An 18,441-nucleotide genomic window follows, 5' to 3' on the forward strand; every position below is an offset into this window, starting at 1 on the left:
GCATCACCGCAGCCGCAGCGGCAAGGAGACGAGGCCGCGGTGCCTGGGGTTGGACTGCCACCGCGCCTCGTACCCCTCGGCGAGCCGCAGGCCGGGGAACCGTGCGAGGAGGCCGGTGAACGCGATCTCGGCCTGCAAGCGTGCGAGGGGCGCACCGAGGCAGTGGTGGATGCCGTGCCCGAAGGCGAGGTGCTTCGACGCGGACCCGCGACGGATGTCGAACCGGTCCGGATCGTCGAACACGGCCGGGTCGCGGTTGGCGCCCAGCGGGCAGACATGGACGAAGTCGCCTGCCGGGACGGTCACTCCACCCACCGTGACGGGCTCGGTGGCGTAGCGCGCGGAGGCCAGGCCCGAGGGGGACTCGTAGCGCAGGATCTCCTCGACCGCCCCGGGCATCAGCGACGGATCGGCGCGCAGGGCGTCGAGCTGGCCGGGGTGGGTGAGGAGGGTGTGGACGCCGTTGGCGATGAGGTTGACCGTCGTCTGGTGCCCGGCCACGACCAGGAGGAAGGCCATCGAGGTGAGCTCGTCCTCGCTCAGCGCGTCGTCGCCGTTCCGGGCCGCTGCCAGGGCCGAGAGCATCCCGTCGTCGGGGTTCTCGCGCTTGAGGGCGACCAGCGCGCCGAGGCGGGCGCGCATGTTCTCGGCGGTGGACACCGACACCTCGCCGTCGCCGTCGTCCCCACCGAGCGTGTTGCCCCGCACGCGCAGCACTTCGTGGTCGGTGTCGGAGGCACCGAGCAGATCGAAGACGACCGCCATGGCCAGGGGCAGCGCGAACTCGCTGATCAGCTCCGCCTCTTCGCGGCCCTCCCAGGCGTCCAGCAGCGCGGTCACGCGGGCCTCGACCAGCGGGCGGAGCGCCGCCGTCCGGTGCGCGGTGAATGCCTGCCGGACGAGCTTGCGCAGGCGGGTGTGGCCCGGGGGATCGGAGTTGAGCATGTGTGTGAACAGGGCGGCCCCCGGGCCTTCGGTGAGCCCGGCGTGCTGCCCGGCCTTCCGCAGCGAGTCCTGCTTGGACAGCCTCGGATCGGCCAGCAGTCGCCTGGCGTCGTCGTAGCCCGTGACGACCCACCCCTCGACGGGCGCCGGCCCGGGGTAGCGGACGCGGCGAACGCCCCCGCCCTCGCGCCACAGGCGGTGGACGGCGTGCGCCCGGTCGGCGAACGACGGGGGAAGGAGCTCGGTCTCACGCACGACGCACCCTGCTCCTCGGGCCCACGTGGATCTCCTTCACGCCGAGCAGCCCGAGCAGGGGCACCTCGGCCGTGCGCTGCCCGGGGGCGACGACCAGGCCGGTCCGGCGTATGTGGTCCAGGAGCAACTCGGCCAGGGGCATGACCATGTGACGGCCCCAGCAGCGTTCCGACGTGTGGCCGAACGGCATGTATCCGGGGGTGTCGTCCGGGTCGAGCGTGTCCCACCGCTCCGGCCGGAACGCGTTCGGAGCGTCCCACAGGGCAGGATCGCGGTGGGTGAGCAGTGGCAGCATCAGGACGTCGTCGCCGGGCCCGATCCGGCTGTCGACGGCCGGGTACTCGGGTGAGCGGTTGCGCAGCAGGTTCCACGACGGGGGCAGCAGCCGCATGGCCTCGTAGAGGATATTGCGGTTCGGCACACTGTCGTCGAAGGGGGAGCCGAGCCACAGGGCGTTCGCGACGAGGGTGGAGATGGTGAAGCACACGGGTGCCGCCAGGCGGCGGTAGATGCCCATCGCGTACCGGCGGTCGTGATAGCCCTTCGCTTCGGCGAAGAGGCGCGCGGTGTGGGTCAGATGCGGACCCGGCGCGGGCCGGCGGGGCAGGGCCGCTCCCACGACGATCGTCGTCCAGGTCAGCTTCGGGTCGATCTCCAGCTTGCGGCTCATGAGGACGCGGAGCCGGTACGGGTCGTCGCGCAGGATCATGTCCCGCAGGAACATGTGCCCGGTGGCGGGCCAGGGCCCCGACAGATCCGTCCGCTCCGGAACCGGACGGGTGAGGGCCTCGCGGATGTCCTGGCCGATCGTCCGGATTCCCGCGGACGCCTCGGACTTGGGGATCGACCGCCCGTGCAGGGGCTTGAACGTGGGCCGTTCGGTCTCCGTCGCTCTACGCGCCGCGAGAATCCGGTCCGACAGTTCCGCGCCGGCGACACCGATCGTGTCCGGCTCCAGCCGGACGAGGTCCTTGCCGAGGTGATCGTCGAACAGGGCTTGAAGGCGTGGGGCGAAAACGGTGCTCCGGCGGGCGGCCGGCTGCTGTGTTCCGGGTGGCATGAGGGCGGGCTCCGGGGGAGGAGTGCGGAGGGCCCGCACGGGGCGAGGCGGAAGGCGAACCGATTCGCCGAGTGCGGGCCCGGTGCACGTACCGACTGGATCTAGTACCAGATGTACCAAGCGCTCTGCTTCAGGCTCGGCTCGCTCTTCTTCTTGAGCACAGCAGCGAGAATCCTCGACATCCGTCCTACCTCCCCTCGCATCTCAGGCACGCCAATCAGCGGTCCGGGCAGGGCAATTGACGTCCACCGGAAAGGTGGGGAACGCCGCGCCCGGCTGTTGACGGGAGTGAAGCCGCCTGTGACGGATGTTGTCAATGGTTCTACTTCCCCTACGTGGCATCACGGGCCGTGATGTCCGTATATGTGGGCACTGTGCCTCCGGGTGGGAGCCTGTGGCGCATTGGTGTGCGGCTCGACGCCCGAGGTAGTTTGGCCCTCCATGAACGATCTTCATGCCCTGCCGTCCGCACCGCTGACCGTGGCGGCCGGCCAGGCGACCTGCACCGCACTGGACATCCCCGCGAACGTGGCCGCCGCCGCGGACCTGGTCCGCCGGGCCGCCGGCCAGGGAGCCGACCTGCTGGTCCTTCCGGAGCTCTTCCTCACCGGCTACGAGCCGTCAGGAATAGCGGCCGACCCCGGGAACCGCACCCTGAGCCCCGCGGACCCCCGATGGGATCCGCTGGCCGCCGTGTGCGCCGAGACCCGCACCGCCGTGGTGGCCGGTGCCCCCACCCGCGACCCCGAGTCCGGGCACCTGCACATATCCGCCCAGGTCCTCGGCCGCGACGGCCGGTTCGCCGCCCGCTACGACAAGCAGCACGTCACCCCGGGCGAGCGGGCCGCCGGCTTCACCCCCGGCGCCCGTGGGTGCACGGTCACCCTCGACGGCTGGCGCCTCGGACTCGGCATCTGCTGGGACTCCGGCTACCCCGAACACGCCCGCGCCGCCGCCCTCGACGGCTGCCACGCGTATCTGGTCGGCGCGATGTTCGGCCGGGGCGGGGGTGCCCACCAGCGTGCGACGATCTTCCCGGCACGGGCCCTGGACAACGCCGGCTACGTCCTTCTCGCCAACCACAGCGGGCCCAGCGGCTCGTACCACGGCTGCGGCGGCAGCGCGGTCTGGAACCCCGACGGCACCCTGCTCGTCGACGCGGGCACCGCCGACCCCGGCCTGGCCACGGCCCGGCTCGACCCGGAGGCCCTGGCGAGGTCCCGGGCCGGGAACCCGGTCCTCGTCGATCCCTCGCTCGGCGCCCCTGTACGCCCGCGCAGCGGCATCACCCTCGCCTGAGACCGCTGGGGTTCGCCCTGCCACTGGTCACGGCCTGTCGCCGGGGGTCTGCAGCCTCCCCGGCGGTGGGCGGCACCGGTCAGCTCAGCCGTGCGTCGGCGTAGACGACCATTGCGTCGCGCTGGTAGAGGGCCAGCCCGTCAGCGATCTTGTCGTAGTTCGCCCGGAACTCCGGGGTGTCGACGTAGTGCTGCCCCAGCCCCTTGTACGCGGCGGCGTCCGGGGTCCAGAAGCGGCACACGCCCCGGTAGTGGGCATCCATCTCCGCCTGCACCGCGGGATCGGTGACCGGCGTGCCGGCCACCATGAACTCCGCCAAGCGGATCATCTGCGCCGTCACCTCGCGCTGCCACAGCTCCATGTCCTCGGCGGTCATCGCCTCGGCCGCCTGGCGGGACTGCTCCCGCGCCTGCGGCCACCGCTCCCGCGCCTCGGCCTCCACCTCGGGGCGGGACTGCTCGAAGCCCTCGAAAAGGTTCTCGGGCCTGTTGATCTTCGCCATGCCGTTCTCTTCCTCGCCTGCTTCCAGTTCGGCGATGGTCCGGCCGACCGTGCGGACCAGTGTCTCCAGCCGGCCCTGCTCCCGCAGCAACCGCTGGTGATGCTCACGCAGCACGGCCACCTGATCGACCTGACTGTCCAGAACCGCCTGGATCTCGCGCAGCCCCAGGTCCAGCTCCCGCATCAGCAGGATCTGCTGCAACCGCAGCAGATCCGCCTCCTCGTAGTAGCGGTGCCCGTTGCTTCCGATCCACGCGGGCGGCAGCAGACCGATCTCGTCGTAATGCCGCAGTGTCCGGGACGTCACCCCGGACATCCGGGCCACATCCGCGATCGACCAGGCCATGTGCCATGCCTCCCATCGCCGGGCCGGTCTTTCCGGCCACATGGAAAACCGTAGAAGTTGACGCAGCGGAAAGCGCAAGCCACGACCGGCTCCGGACCGCCACGGGCAGGCCGAGCGTCATCCGTGACGGCCCGGACCCGCCGGGTCAGGGCCGTCGGGCGCCGGTGCCGCCGAGGAGCCGGTCGACGTCCATGACCGCGCCCAGCGCACCGCGAAGAGCACCGACACACATGGCGTGCAACTCGGTGCGGGAGACCACCTCGCCCGACAGCCATTCCACGCACAGCGCGCGGACGAACACCAGCCAGCTCGTCAGCGCGGCGGATGCCGCGTCCTTGCGGCCGCCCTCAAGGACGATCACGCCGAGCAGACGCTGCCTCAACTCCGCCAGCTCGTCGGCGATGATGGCCTGGATCACCGGGTCGCCCACGAGTGCCCTGTTCGCCGCGAGCACCGTGTGCCGGTTCGCGGCGAAGTAGTCGAAGTGGATGTCGAGAGCCGCGGACAACTGCTCCAGCAGGGGGCCCGCCGGATCGATCCGCGTATCGGTCAGCAGCCGGTCCGCGGCCTGCTGGTAGATCGCGGCGAACAGCACGCGCTTGTTCGGGAAGTAGCGGTACAGAAGGGCCCGGGAGACGCCCGCCCGATCGGCGATGTCCTCCATCAGCACGTCGGGGTACGGCTTCGCCGCGAACAGGTGGGCCCCGACGTCCAGCAGCTGACTACGGCGCTCGTCGGGGTCCAGCCTGCGGCGTTTCGTCACGCCGCCAGGTTACTTGACGCGTGTCCGGCAACGGCCCTACCTTCGCCTTAGTAGACACCTGCCTACTAAGGCGAGGGGGTGGCCATCCGGCATGGCTGGGTTGCTCAAATGGCTTTCGTGGATCATGGGTATCGCCAGTGTGGCGATCGGTGTCGCTCACATCGCTTCCGGCATGGATCCCGTGCCGGGCGGGGGCTCGGCCGACGCGACCGTGGACAGTCTCGTGCGGTTCTTCGCCGCGATCTTCCTCGGCTACGGCCTGGCCTGGATCTGGGTGGCCCGGCAGTCGCCGATCCCGTCGAAGGGGGTGCGCGCGCTCGCCGGACTGCTCTTCCTCGGCGGCCTCAGCAGGCTCCCCTCATGGGCCGAGGCCGGCCGCCCGAACTGGTTCCAGCTGGTGCTGATGGGCCTCGAACTGGCCCTGCCTCCGCTCTACTTCTGGCTGTCGACGGCCAGTGAGCGAGAAGCGGCGGATCGCGCTGCGGTGCGAGGCTGACTCCCTCCGCTACCCGTGGTGACGGGTCGCTCACCGGCTGCCGAGCTTGATCGGACGTAGCTGGCGCAGGGGCCGCCCGAGGCAGATAGTTGAAGAGAGTGGTTTCGAAATGGCCGGAGGACGTCATGCTCATCCTTGGGATCATTCTCCTCATCATCGGCCTCCTGACCGGGATCTCCATTCTGTGGACGATCGGAATCATCGTCCTGCTCGTAGGCGCGGTCCTGTGGATCGCGGGCGCCGCCGGGCACGCGGTCGGTGGTCGGCGGCACTACTGGTAGCACCCCAGGCACCGCGGCACAGCCGCCTGACCGGGGCCGGCAAGCCCCGGCCCGGTCCGTCACGTGGTCCCCTTCCGCCGGGGCGGGTTTCCCTGTCGCCTTGCCGTACGAGGCGGGTGCGAACACGGCCGCCCGACGGGCAGTGTGCGGGCAGGCGCGTCAGCCGCGCGCGGTTCCGGCGAACACGGGAAGGTAGCCCTGCGCGTGACCGGCGGCCGTCGGGTGGTACGACTCGCTCACGGGAAAGGTCGCGGAACGGATCCAGGGTGCCTCGGAGCAGATTCCGTGCCCGGTGAACCGCTGCCTCACGTCCGCGAACACGAAGCCATGGCCGGCGGCCCGCTTGGACATGACGGCGTCCAGCGCGTCGGCGGCCTCGTCGATGGCGGTCCGCTTCGTCTCGCTCATGCCGAGCAGGCAGCGGCCGTGCAGGGTGAACAGCCGCGGATAGCCGAGAACGACGACGCGGGCGGCGGGGGCCTTGCCCCTGATGGCGCTGTACACCGCGTCCAGGTCGTGCGGGAGGGTCTGCTGGATGTACGTACGCGCCTGGGTGATCCGCGCCTGACACGTGCTCTCGCCGCCGAGCATGCAGGTCTCCATCACCTCGCCGAACCCCGCGTCGTTGCCGCCCGCGGTGACGCTGACGAGGGCGGTGTGCCTGTCGAGCGGCCCCAGTTGGCCGGCGGCGACGTCCTTGGCCGTCGCCCCGGAACAAGCCGTGAACGCGAATCGCCGGACGTGGTGCGCCGCGGCCCACAGCGCGGGGTAGGAGCCGGAACTGCGCTTGCACTCCCCGCTGCCGGGGTCGTAGGAGCCGGCGCCGAGGCCCGCGGAGTACGAGTCGCCGAGTGCCACGTAACTGTCGACGGACGGTGCGTCGGCGTGAGCGGCGGCTGTCTGGCCTCCGGTGAGGAGCAGCGCGGACAGCAGGAGTGCGAGGGGCAGGCGGGGTGCTTTGAGGGGCATGTCCCGGTGAACGAGCCGACGTGCCGGGCGGTCACGGACGCGTCGGCGGTGAGGCGGCGCGGGCCGCTGGTGAGGATTCCCCGGCCTGATGCGCCCGGAGGGCTTATGGCGGTAAAATTGGATATTGTCCAAATGTGGGGGGTGTTGATGACAGATACCGCCAAGGACACCGCGGCGCGGCTGCGAGAGGCCGGGCTGAGGGTCACCCGCCCACGCCTCGCGGTGACGGAAGCGCTGCGGGCAATGGGCGGCCACCGCACGGCCGAGGAGGTGCACGCGCACCTCGCGGAGCAGGGCGTGGTGCTGCCCAGGACCAGCGTCTACAACGCGCTGCGGGCGCTGGCCGGTCCCGGTGTCGTACTCCGCGCGGACGTCGGCCCGGGGGCGGCGGTCTACGAGTTCACCGACACCTGGCACCACCACTTCGTCTGCGCGGAGTGCGGCCGGGTCAGCGACGTGCCCTGCCTCGTCGGCGCGAAGCCGTGCCTCACCGTCGGCGACGACGTCGGCGAGGTCGACGAAGCGCAGATCATCTTCCGCGGCACCTGCCGCCACTGCCTCGCCTCGAATCCCTCGAATCCCTCGGACACCCCGGCCGCACCACCGTCGTCACCGGGCGCCCACCCGCCCGGTGACCGGGCAGGAGATCCACGCCATGGACGCTGAGGCACACCGCCCCGACCCCGACCCCGGCACCCAAGACCGAGAAGCACGCGTGATCCGGCGGGAAGCCGTACGGTACCGGGAACTGCTCGCCTCCGAACGACAGGGCGCGGCTCTCTACCGCGGGCTCGCCGCGAGTGCCGCCGGCGAACAGCAGCAGATCTTCCTGGAACTGGCGGCGGTGGAGGAACGGCACGCCGCGCACTGGGCGGACAAGCTCACCGCCCTCGGCGCGGACGTCCCCGCGCCCCGCCGCCCCGGACCGCGCACCAAGCTGTTGTCCTGGCTGGCCCGCAGATTCTCCGTCGACGCGGTCCTGCCGTTCGTCGAGCGCGCCGAACACTCCGACGCCGGGCTCTACGAGGGCGACCCCGACGCCGCGCCGGGCATGGCCGCCGACGAGCGCTCGCACGCCCGCGTGCTCACCCGGCTGCGTGACGGGACACGGGGTGACGCCGCCGAAGGCGGCCGGGCGATCGCCCGGCGCGAGCGCTGGCACCGCAACGACCGGTCCGGCGCGCTTCGCGCCGCGGTGTTCGGCGTCAACGACGGCCTGGTCTCCAACGGCTCCCTGGTCATGGGTTTCGCCGGCTCCGGAGCGGCGGGCACGACCATCCTGTTCGCCGGAGTCGCCGGACTGCTCGCCGGGGCCTTCTCCATGGCCGCCGGCGAGTACATCTCCATGCGCAGCCAGCGGGAAGCCTACGAACGCGAGCTCTCCCTGGAAGCCGAGGAGTTGCGCGACGACCCGGAAGCCGAGGCCGAGGAACTCGCGCTGATCTACCGCGCCAAGGGCCTGGACGCCGACGAGGCGCAGCGTGTCGCCACGACCATCATGAAGGACAGCGACACCGCCCTGGACACCATGGCCCGTGAGGAACTCGGGCTCGACCCCGAAGAACTCGGCTCGCCGTGGTCGGCGGCGTTCTCCAGCCTCATCGCCTTCGCCCTCGGCGCGGTCGTGGTCGTCCTTCCCTACCTCTTCGGCTCCGGCACCGCCGCGCTCGTCACCGCGATCGCCCTGGCCGCCACCGCCCTGTTCGTCGTCGGCTCGGCTCTCGGGCTCCTCAACGGGCGGACGGCCCTGCGCTCCGGCGCACGCCAGCTCCTCGTCGGCTCGGGCGCCGCGCTGGCCGTCTACTTCATCGGGCACGTGATCGGCGCCGGCCGGATCTGACACCGCCGACGCTGCCCGAGTACGTCAACCGCCCTGTCCCGCCGGGACGTCAGCGACGCGGGTCGCGCGAGAGGACGACGAGACCGGGAACCGCTTCACACCACGTCGCGCACGGGACCCACGACGGCAAGGCTGACACCGCACGTCGCGCACAGCCGGTGGACCCAGAGCGAGCCGTCCCAGGCGACGCCGTCCCGGCCCCCGCACACCCGGCACACGAGGCCGCTGCCGGCGGCGGCCCGGCCCGGGGAGCGCAGGACCCGGCCGACCACCGCGGACAGCTCTCCCTCCGGACGGAACGAGGGGTCGGGGCAGTAGGCGATGTCCTGCCAACCCCGCTGCCGTACCGGCCGCATCTGGTCACGGCGCAACTCCCGCTGCCCGCCCGACTTTTCCCGCCGCCGCTGCGCCGCGAAGGCGTGTACGTGAGCGAGCCAGAGCCGCCGGGCGGCGTGCAGTTCTTCCACGGCCCGGACGAGTGAGTCCGGATCCTTGTCCAGCGGGCGGGGGATACCCGCGCTGTGGCACAGGTGGTCGTACGTGGCGCGGAACCCGTAGGGCGCGAACTGCACCAGGCAGCAGCGCAAGTTCGTATGCCGGACCCGGGCGGGCAGGGCCTGGTCGAGCACCCGTCTCCGGTGCGTCGTGAAGCTGCTCATACGGGAAACGCTACGGTCCGCCGACCGCGCCCCGCACGCCGGGCTCCGGGCGGGGAGCCCGCGCGTCCTGCGCGCGCCGGAGGCCGTACGCGCGGCCCGGGCGCCCGTCGGCCGCCCCTGGACAACGTTGACCGCCCTTCGAGGGCCCCTTACGTTCGGCTTGAGGCCCGGCCCACGAAGGGCGGGGTCCACTGGGGTACTTGGGGGCGCAAGTGCACTGGTACGTGGACGTACTCAAGAAGTACACGGTGTTCACCGGTCGGGCGCACCGTACGGAATTCTGGATGTTCACCCTGATCAGCGTTCTGATCAGCATCGTGTTGGCCGTCATCGACACCGCGCTCGGTACGAAGCCCCTGCTCGGAGTGCTGTACAGCCTCGCCGTGCTCCTGCCCAGCCTCGCCGTCGGTGCCCGTCGGCTCCACGACACGAACCGGACCGGCTGGTGGCTGCTCATCTCCCTGATCCCGATCATCGGCGGCATCGTCCTCATCGTGTTCTGGGCCTTGCCCGGCACTCCGGGTGACAATTCCTACGGGCCGCCCCCGCAAGAGGTTCCCGTGAAATGACCCGTGGTGTGTCCGGCTCACGGCAGCCGGCGCACCGGGGACACCTGGCGGATGTGGACGAGCACGTCGAACGCGTCGGCGAGGGAGGCGACGGCCATGTGCTCGGCCGCGTCGCGGGACAGGTCGTAGACGCCGCTGATGACACGGACCTTCGCCGGTCCGTCCCATCGGCGGCGTGCGGCGTCGCCGCGCAGGTCCAGCCAGTGGGCGGGCAGGTCCACCTCGCCGAGCCTCGCGTCGACCAGATCCCCGGCCGGCTCGGGGAGGACGGCGACACCGAGGTCCCCGTGGTGGAAGCCGATCGCCACGGAGACGTACCGCGCGCCGTACCGCTCGCGCAGCACCGTGCCGACGCTGCCCTGCGGGCCCTCCTCGGGAGCCATGCCCAGGACCTTCTCGGCCGCCGTCGTATGAGCGATGCCGTCCCAATAGACCGTGCGCAGGCCCGTCCGGCGCTGGACGTCGCTGATGGTGTCCGCCCACAGCACGTCGCCCGCGAGGCTGCCCCGCCCGGCGACGCTGCCTTCGTGGAAGTCCACGATCAGGCGCATCCGCGCCATGACGGCCTCGTCCTGGGCGGCCCCGGGCAGTGAACGCATCAGCGTGAGCGCGTCGCGGGCGTGCTCGGCGAACGGCCGCCCCGGGTGCGTTCCCTTGGCGCGCTGTACGTGCTCGTCCACGCGGTGAGCGGTCCGGATCGGCTCCAGGTGGGACGCCACCTCCGCCAGCCGTTCCGGGGCCCACTCGCGCACATGCTCCAGGACGGCGTCGTAATCGGCCGGCCGGGCCTGCGCCGGCTTCACACCGAAGATCCGTACCGGGTCGTCCGGGTGCTCCTCGTTGAACGCCCGGATCCACTCCAGTGCCGCGGCCGTCTCGGCGGTGCGCCAGGGGCGCCACGCGCCGTCGAGCGCGGACCCGGCCGAACCCTCGCCACCGCGTACGTAGGTGTCGAGGGCGGCCGCGGCGTCGGCACTGTCCTGTACGGCCAGCGCCCGGAACCCGTACTGCTCGACGAGTCGGCGGGTGAGCCGGTCCCGCACGCCGAACGTCTCGCGGGCGAAGCGAGTGGACTCCCCCATGCCGACCACGGTCGCCGACCCGGCGATCCGCCGGGCCAGGTCGTCGAGCGTGGCGTCGGAGAACCCGAGGGCCGAGGGGAGGGAGTCGCGAGGAGTGGTGGTGTCGTTCTTCATGCCCTCAGCCTCCTACCTGAAGCATGGTTGAGGTCAACGGAGGCGCTGGTCACATACGATGGGCGCGATTCCCGGCGCTCACGGGCCGTCAGACGCGGGAGTCCTCCACGGCGGGGACCCAGCGGTCGCCGTGCGCGTTCCCGGTGAGGGGCGAGCGCGGTGCGGGGGAGGCTGCGGGGGCCTTGCCGCAGAACGCGGGCTCGAGCGTGTTCGTCAGCCCCTGCGTGACGGCGCCGTTGTTGGACGCGTTGGCGAAGAGGATGACCGTGCGCTTGCCGTCCGGAGTGGAGAACGACTGGGTCTGGTAGCCCTGGACGATTCCGCCGTGGCCGAGCACCTTGCCGCAGGAGAGGGCGAACTCCCGGACGCCCAGCCCGTAGCCGACCTTCGCCGTCCCCGTGGGGAGCACACTGGTCATCTGCCGCAGCGAGTCGTCGGAGACCAGCCCGCCGGAGCTCCCCGCCATCAGAGCGGTCAGGAAGCGGTCGAGGTCACGGGCGGAGGAGACGACGCCGCCCGCGCTCCAGATCCAGGAGGCGGTCTGCTCGGTCGAGTCCAGCAGCGGCTTGCCACGGTCGTCGTTGGTGAGGTAGCCGGTGACGTGCGGGCCGGCTATGCCCTTCTCCGGCACGGTGAAAGAGGTCTGGCGCAGCTTCAGCGGCTCGAAGATCTGCTCGCGCAACAGGTCGGCGTAGGGGCGGCCGGTGAGGTGCTCGGCGGCCAGACCCATCAGCACGAAATCGGTGTTGGAGTACGCGTACGCGGCCCCCGGGGTGTACTGCAGGCCGTGCTTCACCGACATGGCCACGAGGTCTCTGGGGTCGTAGACACTGTTGCGGATGCGTGCCTCGAAGGCGGCGGTGGTCTCCTCACCCCGCTGTTCGAGGAGGTCGTTGGTGTGGTCGTACACCCCGGCGCGGTGTTCCATCACCTGGCGCCCGGTGATCTGCCAGCTCTCGGGGAGCGTTCCCCCGGGCAGGTAGTCACGCAGGGGCTTGTCCAGGTCGATGCGGCCCTGTTCGGCGAGCCGCATGACGAGGACCGAGGTGAACATCTTGGTGTTGCTGCCCACCCGGAACCGCCAGCCGGCGTTCATGGGCGTGCCGTCCAGGTCGGCCTTGCCGACGGCCAGGGACCGGTCCAGCTCGGGGTTGCCATGATCCCGGATCACGGCGAACGCGCCCGGCGCCCCCGAGTTCACGACGCCTTGCAGCCCGGCCCGCACCCCGGCGATGTCGGGCGCGGACGTCCCCTGCTCGGCATGCGCACCCGCCGCACCCCCGGCCACCAGCGCCACGGCGGCCGCGAGCGTGGTCACCGAGCGCGCGAGCCTGATTCTTGCCATGAAGGAAATACCTCTGTTCCCCGGCGACTTGTGAGGAGTGCCGGTCAGGTGATGTATGTGAGACCAAGATCGTATAGGGACATCGGCGGCTCTCCTCCCGGAAGTCGGGCTCGGACAGGCGAGCCCCGGCCGGTGGGGGTGGATCCGGCCGAAAGTGCGCGGTGGGGCCGGCGGGCCCCTACGGTGGTGGCGGAAGCAGCCGTGCGCGCAAGTGGGAGGACCTGATGGGCGGTCAGGACCGGCAGTCGGGAGACGGTGAGGTCGGGGGCCCGTACTCCAGCCCGGGAGATCCCGGTAATCCGATGCCCGACGAGGAGCCACTCCCCGACGATGACGACTAGCGGGCCAGCATGGATGCCGAAAGCCTGCGGGCCAGGTGCCTCAGGGAGATGGAGGCCAGTCCGCGCGGCTATTTCGGTGGCCTGGACTGGCTGCGCGGAGCATTCCTGGCGGTGCCGCGGGAGCACTTCGTGCCGGAGCGGGTCTGGTGGCCCCGGCAGGGCGAGCACGGTCTGTACGAACTGATCGACCGGCGCGCGACGCCGGCCCGCTGGCTGAAGGCGACCTACCTGCTGCGCACCCCGCTGATCACCCAGCTCGACGACGGGGCCGTCCCGCCTGACGGGCCCGCCTCCGGAGTGTTCACCTCCAGCATCTCCTGCGTCACCGTCGTGATCGAGCTGCTGCGCCACCTCGCCCCCGCCCCGGGGGACAGGGTGCTGGAGATCGGCACCGGCACCGGCTACACTACCGCCCTCCTGGCCCACCGCACCGGCCCGGACACCGTGACCACCCTCGAAGTCGACCCGCAGATCGCGGACCGCGCCCGGCGGCGGCTCGACGCCCTGGGCGTACGCGCGCACGCGGTGACCGGGGACGGCGAGCGGGGATACGCGCCGGGGGCACCGTACGACCGGATCCTCTCCACCGCCTCGGTCCGCCGCGTCCCCCCGGCCTGGCTGCGGCAGCTGCGCCCCGGCGGGGTGCTCATCGCTCCGCTCGACAGCCCCTTCGGCTGGGACTTCACCATGCGGCTGACCGGTACGGGGAGCGGTGCTGCCGTCGGACGCCCGGTGGCCACCGTGGAGTTCATGCGCCTGCGCGGCCAGCGCGCCCCTCGGCCGCACCGCGAACTCGGCTGGCCCGACGGCATCGACGCGCGTCGGTGGCGCGACTACGAGATGCGTGTGGACCAGCACGCGCAGCGGATCCGCGTCCCGGCCGCGCGCAAGGGAAAAACCCTGCCGGTCCGCGCCACCTCGTAGAGCTCATCGCCGCCGTGCCCGTCGGCGCGGACCCCGTCCAAGGGCGGGTGAGCGCTCCTCCCACGGGATGACCCTTATGGCCACGCGGCCGATGGTGCCCGGCGCCGGAGAGCGAAAGCGTAGGGAATGCCGGACGCCGGCCCGCTCGCAGAGCGAGGCCTCCCTTTCCCTTGCGCTCGCGCGATCTCAGAACGACACATGCAGAGGTGAAGATGAACAACCCCAGACCCCGGCATTCCGTGCGGCGCGTCACGACGACAGCGGTGCTCTCCGCGATGGTGTTCGCCGTCACCGGCACGGCGGTCGCCCAGGCCGCCCCACCCGTCAACTCCGATGGCGGTGCCGCGACTTCGCAGAGCCACGCCGACGAATACACGCACATAGTCGTCGACAAACGCCCCCGGGGCGAAGCCGACCTCGACGAACTGCGCCGGTCTCTGGACAGGAACGGCTTGCAGACCGCGAAGAGCCGCTGGACCGCCGAGGGGAAGGACGTGGAAGCCGAGCTGAGGAGAGCGGGCTCGGGATATGCGAAGAACGGCCATCACGAGCACGTCTTCATGTGGGACTCCTCCAAGAAGGGCATCGAAGGCAGCAATGCCATCGAGAAGAACGGGGACGCCATCCGGGTCAAGATCCGGTGGGACGCCCTGAAGAAGGACGGACGCATCTTCAGCGGCACGCTCAAGGGCGACCACGGAGGCGGTCCGCTCGGTGGGGAGTCCACCAATGGCGCCTGGGCCCACAAGGGCGACATCCCCAGGAAATACATGTTCATCGTGGGCGTCGACGACCCCGCACACCCCGGTATGAGCCAATGGCTCGCGGGCAAGGGCTGGCCCGACGGCAACGGCGTCTGCTCCACCGGCGGCACGTCGGGCCGGGCCAAGCGTTCGGTGAGCGTGTGCGAGAAGGGCGAGACGCAGACCGGGCCCGCCGAGGAGGGGACGACGGGAAAGCCGTCCGGAGAAGCGCTGGAGAGCGTGGAGGCCAAACAGGTCGAGCAGGTCTTCGGTGAGCTCGCGGGCAAATACGGGCTGAAGGTGGTCGCGCCCGACGGAAGGAGGCTGTCGCCCTCCGAGATCCATTCCCGGATCCGCGGCTACAGCAAGCTGTCACCCGAGGCGAAGGCCACGCTGCGGGCGAACCTGAAGTCGGCGGGCAGCACGGCCAAGGGCGCACTGCTGGTCGCGGGCGGTGTGCTGTGGGCGAAGGGTGTGCACGACGCCTTCGCCGACGACACCACGAGCCTGGACAAGGCGGCCGCGATCACCGCGATCGTCCCCTTTGTGGGGTGCGGCACGCAGGCGGGGGCCGCCGCCGACCACGGACGCTTCGACGCCGACGACACCACGGCCTGCTTCGGGGCCGACGCGCTGCTGGTCAGCCCGCTGTGGCCCGCCGGGCTCACCCTCCATGGCGCCCGCTATTTCACCGACAAGTGGAAGGAGGCGCAGATCCCCTCGATCACGGTGTTCCAGCAGGCCCGTGACGAAGCGTGGAAGAAGACCCTCGACGACTTCCGCGCCGACGGCCTCCGGAAGCTGGTGAAGTCGGCCACCGAAATGGAGGGCCAGCAGCTTGAGGCCGAAAAGGCGGTGATCCTGCACAACGCCGCCGAGAAGATGGCCGACATCGACAAGGGCGGCGCCTCCGCCGAGGCCAAGAAGCTCCTCAAGTGGAGCACCGAGCGCAAGGCCCGCGAACAGATCAAGGATCTGCCCCGGAAACTGCGCGAGCAGTTCGACGCCGCGATCCGGGACGCGCTCGTGGAGCGTGCGAAGCAGTACAACGAGGAGTTCATCAAGCAGGAGGTCAATATCGGCCGCTGGACCGAGGAATCGTGGCAAGCGGCACTGCACGGACCGAGCCAGTCCCGCGAGGAACGACAGCTCTACCTCGACAAGCTGATCCAGCGGCTCCGTGACCCCGGCATGCTGCCGCCGGTGCCGGACAAGGCCGGTCTCGACGCGGACATCGAGAATGCACGCAAGTCCCTGACGGGGGACGGCCGGTAGAAACCGCGTCGTCCCCGGTCACCGGTGGATCAGGTGACCGGGGACGACGCGTGTGATCAGGCCGCCGGAACCGGGTAGGTCGGGTACTCCACCCCGGAGACGTGCTGGACGACGCGGATGACCTGGCAGGAGTAGCCGAACTCGTTGTCGTACCAGAGGTAGAGGATCGCGTTGTCGCCGTCCACCTTGGTGGCGCCGGCGTCGACGATCGAGGCGTGGCGCGAGCCCATGAAGTCGCTCGACACCGCGTCGGGGGCGGTGGTGAAGTCGATCTGGCGCCTGAGCGGCGAGGTCAGCGACACGTCGCGGAGGTGGTCGAGGACCTCGTCGCGGGTGGTCTCGCGCCCGAGCCGCAGGCTGAGGATCGCGATGGAGACGTCCGGCACCGGGACGCGGATCGAGCTGCCGGTGATCGGCGCCTTCAGATCGGGCAGCGCCTTGGCGACGGCGGAGGCGGCGCCGGTCTCGGTGATGACCATGTTGAGCGGCGCCGAGCGGCCGCGACGGTCCGCCTTGTGGTAATTGTCCAGCAGGTTCTGGTCGTTGGTGAACGAGTGGACGGTCTCCACGTGGCCGCGCAGGACGCCGTACTCGTCCGCCATCGCCTTCAGCGGCGGGACGATCGCGTTGGTGGTGCAGGAGGCGCAGGACAGGATCTGCTCGTCCGGCTTGATCGTGTCGTGGTTGACGCCGTGCACGATGTTGGGGACGTCGCCCTTGCCCGGCGCGGTCAGGACGACCTTCTCGATGCCGGGGCGCAGGTGCTTCGAGAGGCCCTCGCGGTCGCGCCACTTGCCGGTGTTGTCGATGAGGATGGCGTCCTTGATGCCGTACGCCGTGTAGTCGACCTCCGACGGGTCGCCGGCGTAGATCACCCGGATCTCGTTGCCGTTGGCGATGATCGTGCTGTTCGCCTCGTCGACGGTGATCGTGCCCTGGAACTGACCGTGGATGGAGTCGCGCCGCAGCAGTGAGGCGCGCTTGACGATGTCCTGGTCACCGCCCTGGCGGACGACGATCGCGCGCAGTCGCAGGCCGTTCCCGGAGCCCGCCTTCTCGATGAGCAGGCGGGCGACGAGCCGGCCGATCCGGCCGAAGCCGTAGAGGACGACGTCACGCGGCGCGCAGCGCTCGATCTTGTTGGCGCCGGTGGCGCCGACGACGGCGCCCGCGGTGAATTCCTCCACCGACAGACCCCGGTCGTCGGCCTTGTAGGTCGCGGCGAGCATGCCGATGTCGATCTGGGAAGGGCCGAGATCGAGGGTGGTGAGGGCCTGCAGGAAGGGCAGCGTCTCGGTGACCGAGAGCTCCTCACCGGCGATCTGCCGGGCGAACCGGTGGGTCTTCAGAATGCTGACCACCGACTTGTTCACCAGGGAGCGGCTGTGCAGCAGGACCGTGACGTCCCGCTCCCGGTGAAGCTTCCCGATGATCGGGATCATCGACTCCGCGATCTCCTCGCGGTTCTTCCAATTAGTGAACGAGTCGTCATTGACAGTCACAGTTTTATCTTTCGAGCTAGGCGGCGCTCATATGCTAACCCCACGCCGTTCGGGCTCCTCAGGGGGTGTCTGTCACAGGGCGCCCGCCGGCGCTCCGGGCCGGGCTCGGCAGGCGGGAAGGGCGCGCCTCCACCGGCCTTCCCCCTGCTCGATGTATTCCGCATCACGTCGCCGGATCCGGAGCGGATCCGGCCCGGTCAGGTCAGGGCAGGAGCAGCAGTTTGCCGGTGGTCCGGCGCGACTCGATGTCCGCGTGGGCCCGGGCCGCGTCCGCGAGGGCGTAGCGGCCGGTGACGCGGGGTGCGAGCCGCCCGTCCAGGACGAGGTCGAACACCTCGCCGGTCCTTCGCAGCAAGGCTTCGCGGGTGGGGACGTGGTGGTGCACCACGGGGTAGGTCAGCAGGATGCTGTTGGGCAGGTTGGTGGGCCGCAGGGTGGGGACGCCCATGAAGGGGCCGTAGTAGGCGTGCACCCCGTGCGGGCGCAGGGCCAGCTGGGAGGAGCGGAACGTCCCGGCGCCACCGCCGTCGTAGACGACGTCGGCCCCTCGGCCGCCGGTCAGCTCCCTGATCCGCTCCTCGAAGCCGCCGCCGGAGTGGACCAGCACGTGGTCGGCGCCCGCCTCCTTCGCGACGGGAGCCTTCTCCTCGCGGGAGACCAGGCCGATCACGTGGCCGCCGCGCGCCTTGATCATCTGCGTGAGCAGCAGGCCGACCCCGCCCGCCGCCGCGTGCACCACGGCGGTGTCGCCCGGGCCGACCGGATAGGTCTCGGTGCTCAGGTGGCCGGCGGTCAGGCCCTGCAGCATCACGGCGGCGGCCGTCTCGTCGCTGATGCCGTCGGGCACCTTGACCAGCGAGTCCGCCGGTACGGCGAGCGACTCGGCGTAGCTGCCCGGGTGGTAGAACCAGGCCACCCGGTCGCCCACGGCCAGCTCCCGGACCCCTTCGCCGAGGGCGGTGACGCGGCCCATCCCCTCGGCGCCGAGGATCGCGGGGGCCGCCCAGCCGGGACCGCCCTGCGCACGGGCGCGGTTGTCCATCCCTGTTCTTCGGAGGGAATCCCCGCCTTCAGGCGGGGAGGGAATCCGATCCTGAACTCTGCGGCGCGGGGCGCCGCAGCATCGTTCCGG

The 18,441-nt window shown here is 70.9% G+C and carries 18 protein-coding genes; 8 read left to right on the top strand and 10 right to left on the bottom strand.

Going from position 1 to position 18,441, the window contains the following annotated elements; translation table 11 throughout:
- Positions 1-3 precede the first annotated feature (3 nt).
- A complete protein-coding gene (locus AB0435_RS03585) occupies positions 4-1,200 on the bottom strand; it encodes a cytochrome P450 (protein WP_366003399.1) in 1,197 nt (398 codons plus the stop codon).
- Positions 1,193-2,260 (bottom strand): cytochrome P450, encoded by a 1,068-nt coding sequence (locus AB0435_RS03590; protein ID WP_366003400.1) that lies wholly within the window; start codon positions 2,258-2,260, stop codon positions 1,193-1,195. Before AB0435_RS03590 ends, AB0435_RS03585 begins: the two co-directional genes overlap by 8 nt.
- Before the next feature lie 441 nt (positions 2,261-2,701).
- Here AB0435_RS03590 and AB0435_RS03595 point away from each other — a divergent pair, with 441 nt between their 5' ends.
- A complete protein-coding gene (locus AB0435_RS03595; protein ID WP_366003401.1) occupies positions 2,702-3,559 on the top strand; it encodes a carbon-nitrogen hydrolase family protein in 858 nt (285 codons plus the stop codon).
- A gap of 79 nt (positions 3,560-3,638) precedes the next feature.
- Here the strand turns inward: AB0435_RS03595 and AB0435_RS03600 are convergent, their stop codons facing one another.
- Both AB0435_RS03600 and AB0435_RS03605 read right to left on the bottom strand, forming a co-directional pair.
- Positions 3,639-4,406, bottom strand: a complete 768-nt coding sequence (locus tag AB0435_RS03600; RefSeq protein WP_366426107.1) for a MerR family transcriptional regulator — start codon at positions 4,404-4,406, stop codon at positions 3,639-3,641.
- A 145-nt stretch (positions 4,407-4,551) separates the two neighbouring features.
- On the bottom strand, positions 4,552-5,169 hold the full coding sequence (locus AB0435_RS03605) for a TetR/AcrR family transcriptional regulator (RefSeq protein ID WP_366003403.1): 618 nt from the start codon (positions 5,167-5,169) through the stop codon (positions 4,552-4,554).
- A 91-nt stretch (positions 5,170-5,260) separates the two neighbouring features.
- Here AB0435_RS03605 and AB0435_RS03610 point away from each other — a divergent pair, with 91 nt between their 5' ends.
- Positions 5,261-5,665: a DUF4345 domain-containing protein gene (locus AB0435_RS03610; RefSeq protein ID WP_366426108.1), complete on the top strand. Its 405-nt coding sequence runs from the start codon at positions 5,261-5,263 to the stop codon at positions 5,663-5,665.
- A 125-nt stretch (positions 5,666-5,790) separates the two neighbouring features.
- On the top strand, positions 5,791-5,946 hold the full coding sequence (locus AB0435_RS03615; RefSeq protein WP_366003405.1) for a DUF6131 family protein: 156 nt from the start codon (positions 5,791-5,793) through the stop codon (positions 5,944-5,946).
- A 159-nt stretch (positions 5,947-6,105) separates the two neighbouring features.
- On the opposite strand, the gene AB0435_RS03620 is transcribed toward AB0435_RS03615, so the two are convergent.
- A complete protein-coding gene (locus AB0435_RS03620) occupies positions 6,106-6,915 on the bottom strand; it encodes an SGNH/GDSL hydrolase family protein (RefSeq protein ID WP_366003406.1) in 810 nt (269 codons plus the stop codon).
- Positions 6,916-7,062: 147 nt separating this feature from the next.
- Between AB0435_RS03620 and AB0435_RS03625 the strand changes: the two genes are divergently transcribed.
- Both AB0435_RS03625 and AB0435_RS03630 read left to right on the top strand, forming a co-directional pair.
- Positions 7,063-7,581, top strand: coding sequence for a Fur family transcriptional regulator (locus tag AB0435_RS03625; protein WP_366426109.1), 519 nt, complete (start codon positions 7,063-7,065; stop codon positions 7,579-7,581).
- Entirely contained in the window at positions 7,571-8,755 is a 1,185-nt protein-coding gene (locus tag AB0435_RS03630; RefSeq protein ID WP_366426110.1) for a VIT1/CCC1 transporter family protein, read from the top strand. The genes AB0435_RS03625 and AB0435_RS03630 overlap by 11 nt, the downstream gene beginning before the upstream one ends.
- 95 nt (positions 8,756-8,850) lie before the next feature.
- On the opposite strand, the gene AB0435_RS03635 is transcribed toward AB0435_RS03630, so the two are convergent.
- Entirely contained in the window at positions 8,851-9,414 is a 564-nt protein-coding gene (locus AB0435_RS03635; protein WP_366426111.1) for a hypothetical protein, read from the bottom strand.
- Between the two features lie 212 nt (positions 9,415-9,626).
- Here AB0435_RS03635 and AB0435_RS03640 point away from each other — a divergent pair, with 212 nt between their 5' ends.
- The gene (locus tag AB0435_RS03640; RefSeq protein WP_366003480.1) at positions 9,627-9,983 is read left to right on the top strand and encodes a DUF805 domain-containing protein; all 357 of its coding nucleotides are present in this window, start codon (positions 9,627-9,629) and stop codon (positions 9,981-9,983) included.
- Between the two features lie 17 nt (positions 9,984-10,000).
- Here the strand turns inward: AB0435_RS03640 and AB0435_RS03645 are convergent, their stop codons facing one another.
- Together AB0435_RS03645 and AB0435_RS03650 are read right to left on the bottom strand one after the other, a co-directional pair.
- Positions 10,001-11,179, bottom strand: coding sequence for an erythromycin esterase family protein (locus AB0435_RS03645; RefSeq protein WP_366426112.1), 1,179 nt, complete (start codon positions 11,177-11,179; stop codon positions 10,001-10,003).
- Between the two features lie 88 nt (positions 11,180-11,267).
- Positions 11,268-12,524, bottom strand: a complete 1,257-nt coding sequence (locus AB0435_RS03650; protein WP_366426113.1) for a serine hydrolase domain-containing protein — start codon at positions 12,522-12,524, stop codon at positions 11,268-11,270.
- Positions 12,525-12,913: 389 nt separating this feature from the next.
- Between AB0435_RS03650 and AB0435_RS03655 the strand changes: the two genes are divergently transcribed.
- Positions 12,914-13,789, top strand: coding sequence for a methyltransferase domain-containing protein (locus tag AB0435_RS03655; RefSeq protein ID WP_366426114.1), 876 nt, complete (start codon positions 12,914-12,916; stop codon positions 13,787-13,789).
- Between the two features lie 212 nt (positions 13,790-14,001).
- Positions 14,002-15,807 (top strand): hypothetical protein, encoded by a 1,806-nt coding sequence (locus tag AB0435_RS03660; RefSeq protein WP_366426115.1) that lies wholly within the window; start codon positions 14,002-14,004, stop codon positions 15,805-15,807.
- A 56-nt stretch (positions 15,808-15,863) separates the two neighbouring features.
- Here AB0435_RS03660 and AB0435_RS03665 read toward each other — a convergent pair whose 3' ends face one another.
- Positions 15,864-17,309: a glyceraldehyde-3-phosphate dehydrogenase gene (locus AB0435_RS03665; RefSeq protein WP_366003414.1), complete on the bottom strand. Its 1,446-nt coding sequence runs from the start codon at positions 17,307-17,309 to the stop codon at positions 15,864-15,866.
- Between the two features lie 202 nt (positions 17,310-17,511).
- On the bottom strand, positions 17,512-18,351 hold the full coding sequence (locus AB0435_RS03670; RefSeq protein WP_366426116.1) for a quinone oxidoreductase: 840 nt from the start codon (positions 18,349-18,351) through the stop codon (positions 17,512-17,514).
- Positions 18,352-18,441: the final 90 nt, after the last annotated feature.

This window comes from Streptomyces sp. NPDC051173, assembly GCF_040689515.1.
Classification (GTDB): domain Bacteria; phylum Actinomycetota; class Actinomycetes; order Streptomycetales; family Streptomycetaceae; genus Streptomyces.

Bases quoted from the DNA above. Each gene is read 5' to 3' on its own strand.
- AB0435_RS03600 (WP_366426107.1), bottom strand. From the start codon at position 4,406: ATGGCCTGGTCGATCGCGGATGTGGCCCGGATGTCCGGGGTGACGTCC.
- AB0435_RS03595 (WP_366003401.1), top strand. From the start codon at position 2,702: ATGAACGATCTTCATGCCCTGCCGTCCGCACCGCTGACCGTGGCGGCC.
- AB0435_RS03635 (WP_366426111.1), bottom strand. From the start codon at position 9,414: ATGAGCAGCTTCACGACGCACCGGAGACGGGTGCTCGACCAGGCCCTG.
- AB0435_RS03630 (WP_366426110.1), top strand. From the start codon at position 7,571: ATGGACGCTGAGGCACACCGCCCCGACCCCGACCCCGGCACCCAAGAC.
- AB0435_RS03655 (WP_366426114.1), top strand. From the start codon at position 12,914: ATGGAGGCCAGTCCGCGCGGCTATTTCGGTGGCCTGGACTGGCTGCGC.
- AB0435_RS03590 (WP_366003400.1), bottom strand. From the start codon at position 2,260: ATGCCACCCGGAACACAGCAGCCGGCCGCCCGCCGGAGCACCGTTTTC.
- AB0435_RS03670 (WP_366426116.1), bottom strand. From the start codon at position 18,351: ATGGACAACCGCGCCCGTGCGCAGGGCGGTCCCGGCTGGGCGGCCCCC.
- AB0435_RS03615 (WP_366003405.1), top strand. From the start codon at position 5,791: ATGCTCATCCTTGGGATCATTCTCCTCATCATCGGCCTCCTGACCGGG.
- AB0435_RS03660 (WP_366426115.1), top strand. From the start codon at position 14,002: ATGAACAACCCCAGACCCCGGCATTCCGTGCGGCGCGTCACGACGACA.
- AB0435_RS03610 (WP_366426108.1), top strand. From the start codon at position 5,261: ATGGCTGGGTTGCTCAAATGGCTTTCGTGGATCATGGGTATCGCCAGT.
- AB0435_RS03650 (WP_366426113.1), bottom strand. From the start codon at position 12,524: ATGGCAAGAATCAGGCTCGCGCGCTCGGTGACCACGCTCGCGGCCGCC.
- AB0435_RS03620 (WP_366003406.1), bottom strand. From the start codon at position 6,915: ATGCCCCTCAAAGCACCCCGCCTGCCCCTCGCACTCCTGCTGTCCGCG.
- AB0435_RS03645 (WP_366426112.1), bottom strand. From the start codon at position 11,179: ATGAAGAACGACACCACCACTCCTCGCGACTCCCTCCCCTCGGCCCTC.
- AB0435_RS03625 (WP_366426109.1), top strand. From the start codon at position 7,063: ATGACAGATACCGCCAAGGACACCGCGGCGCGGCTGCGAGAGGCCGGG.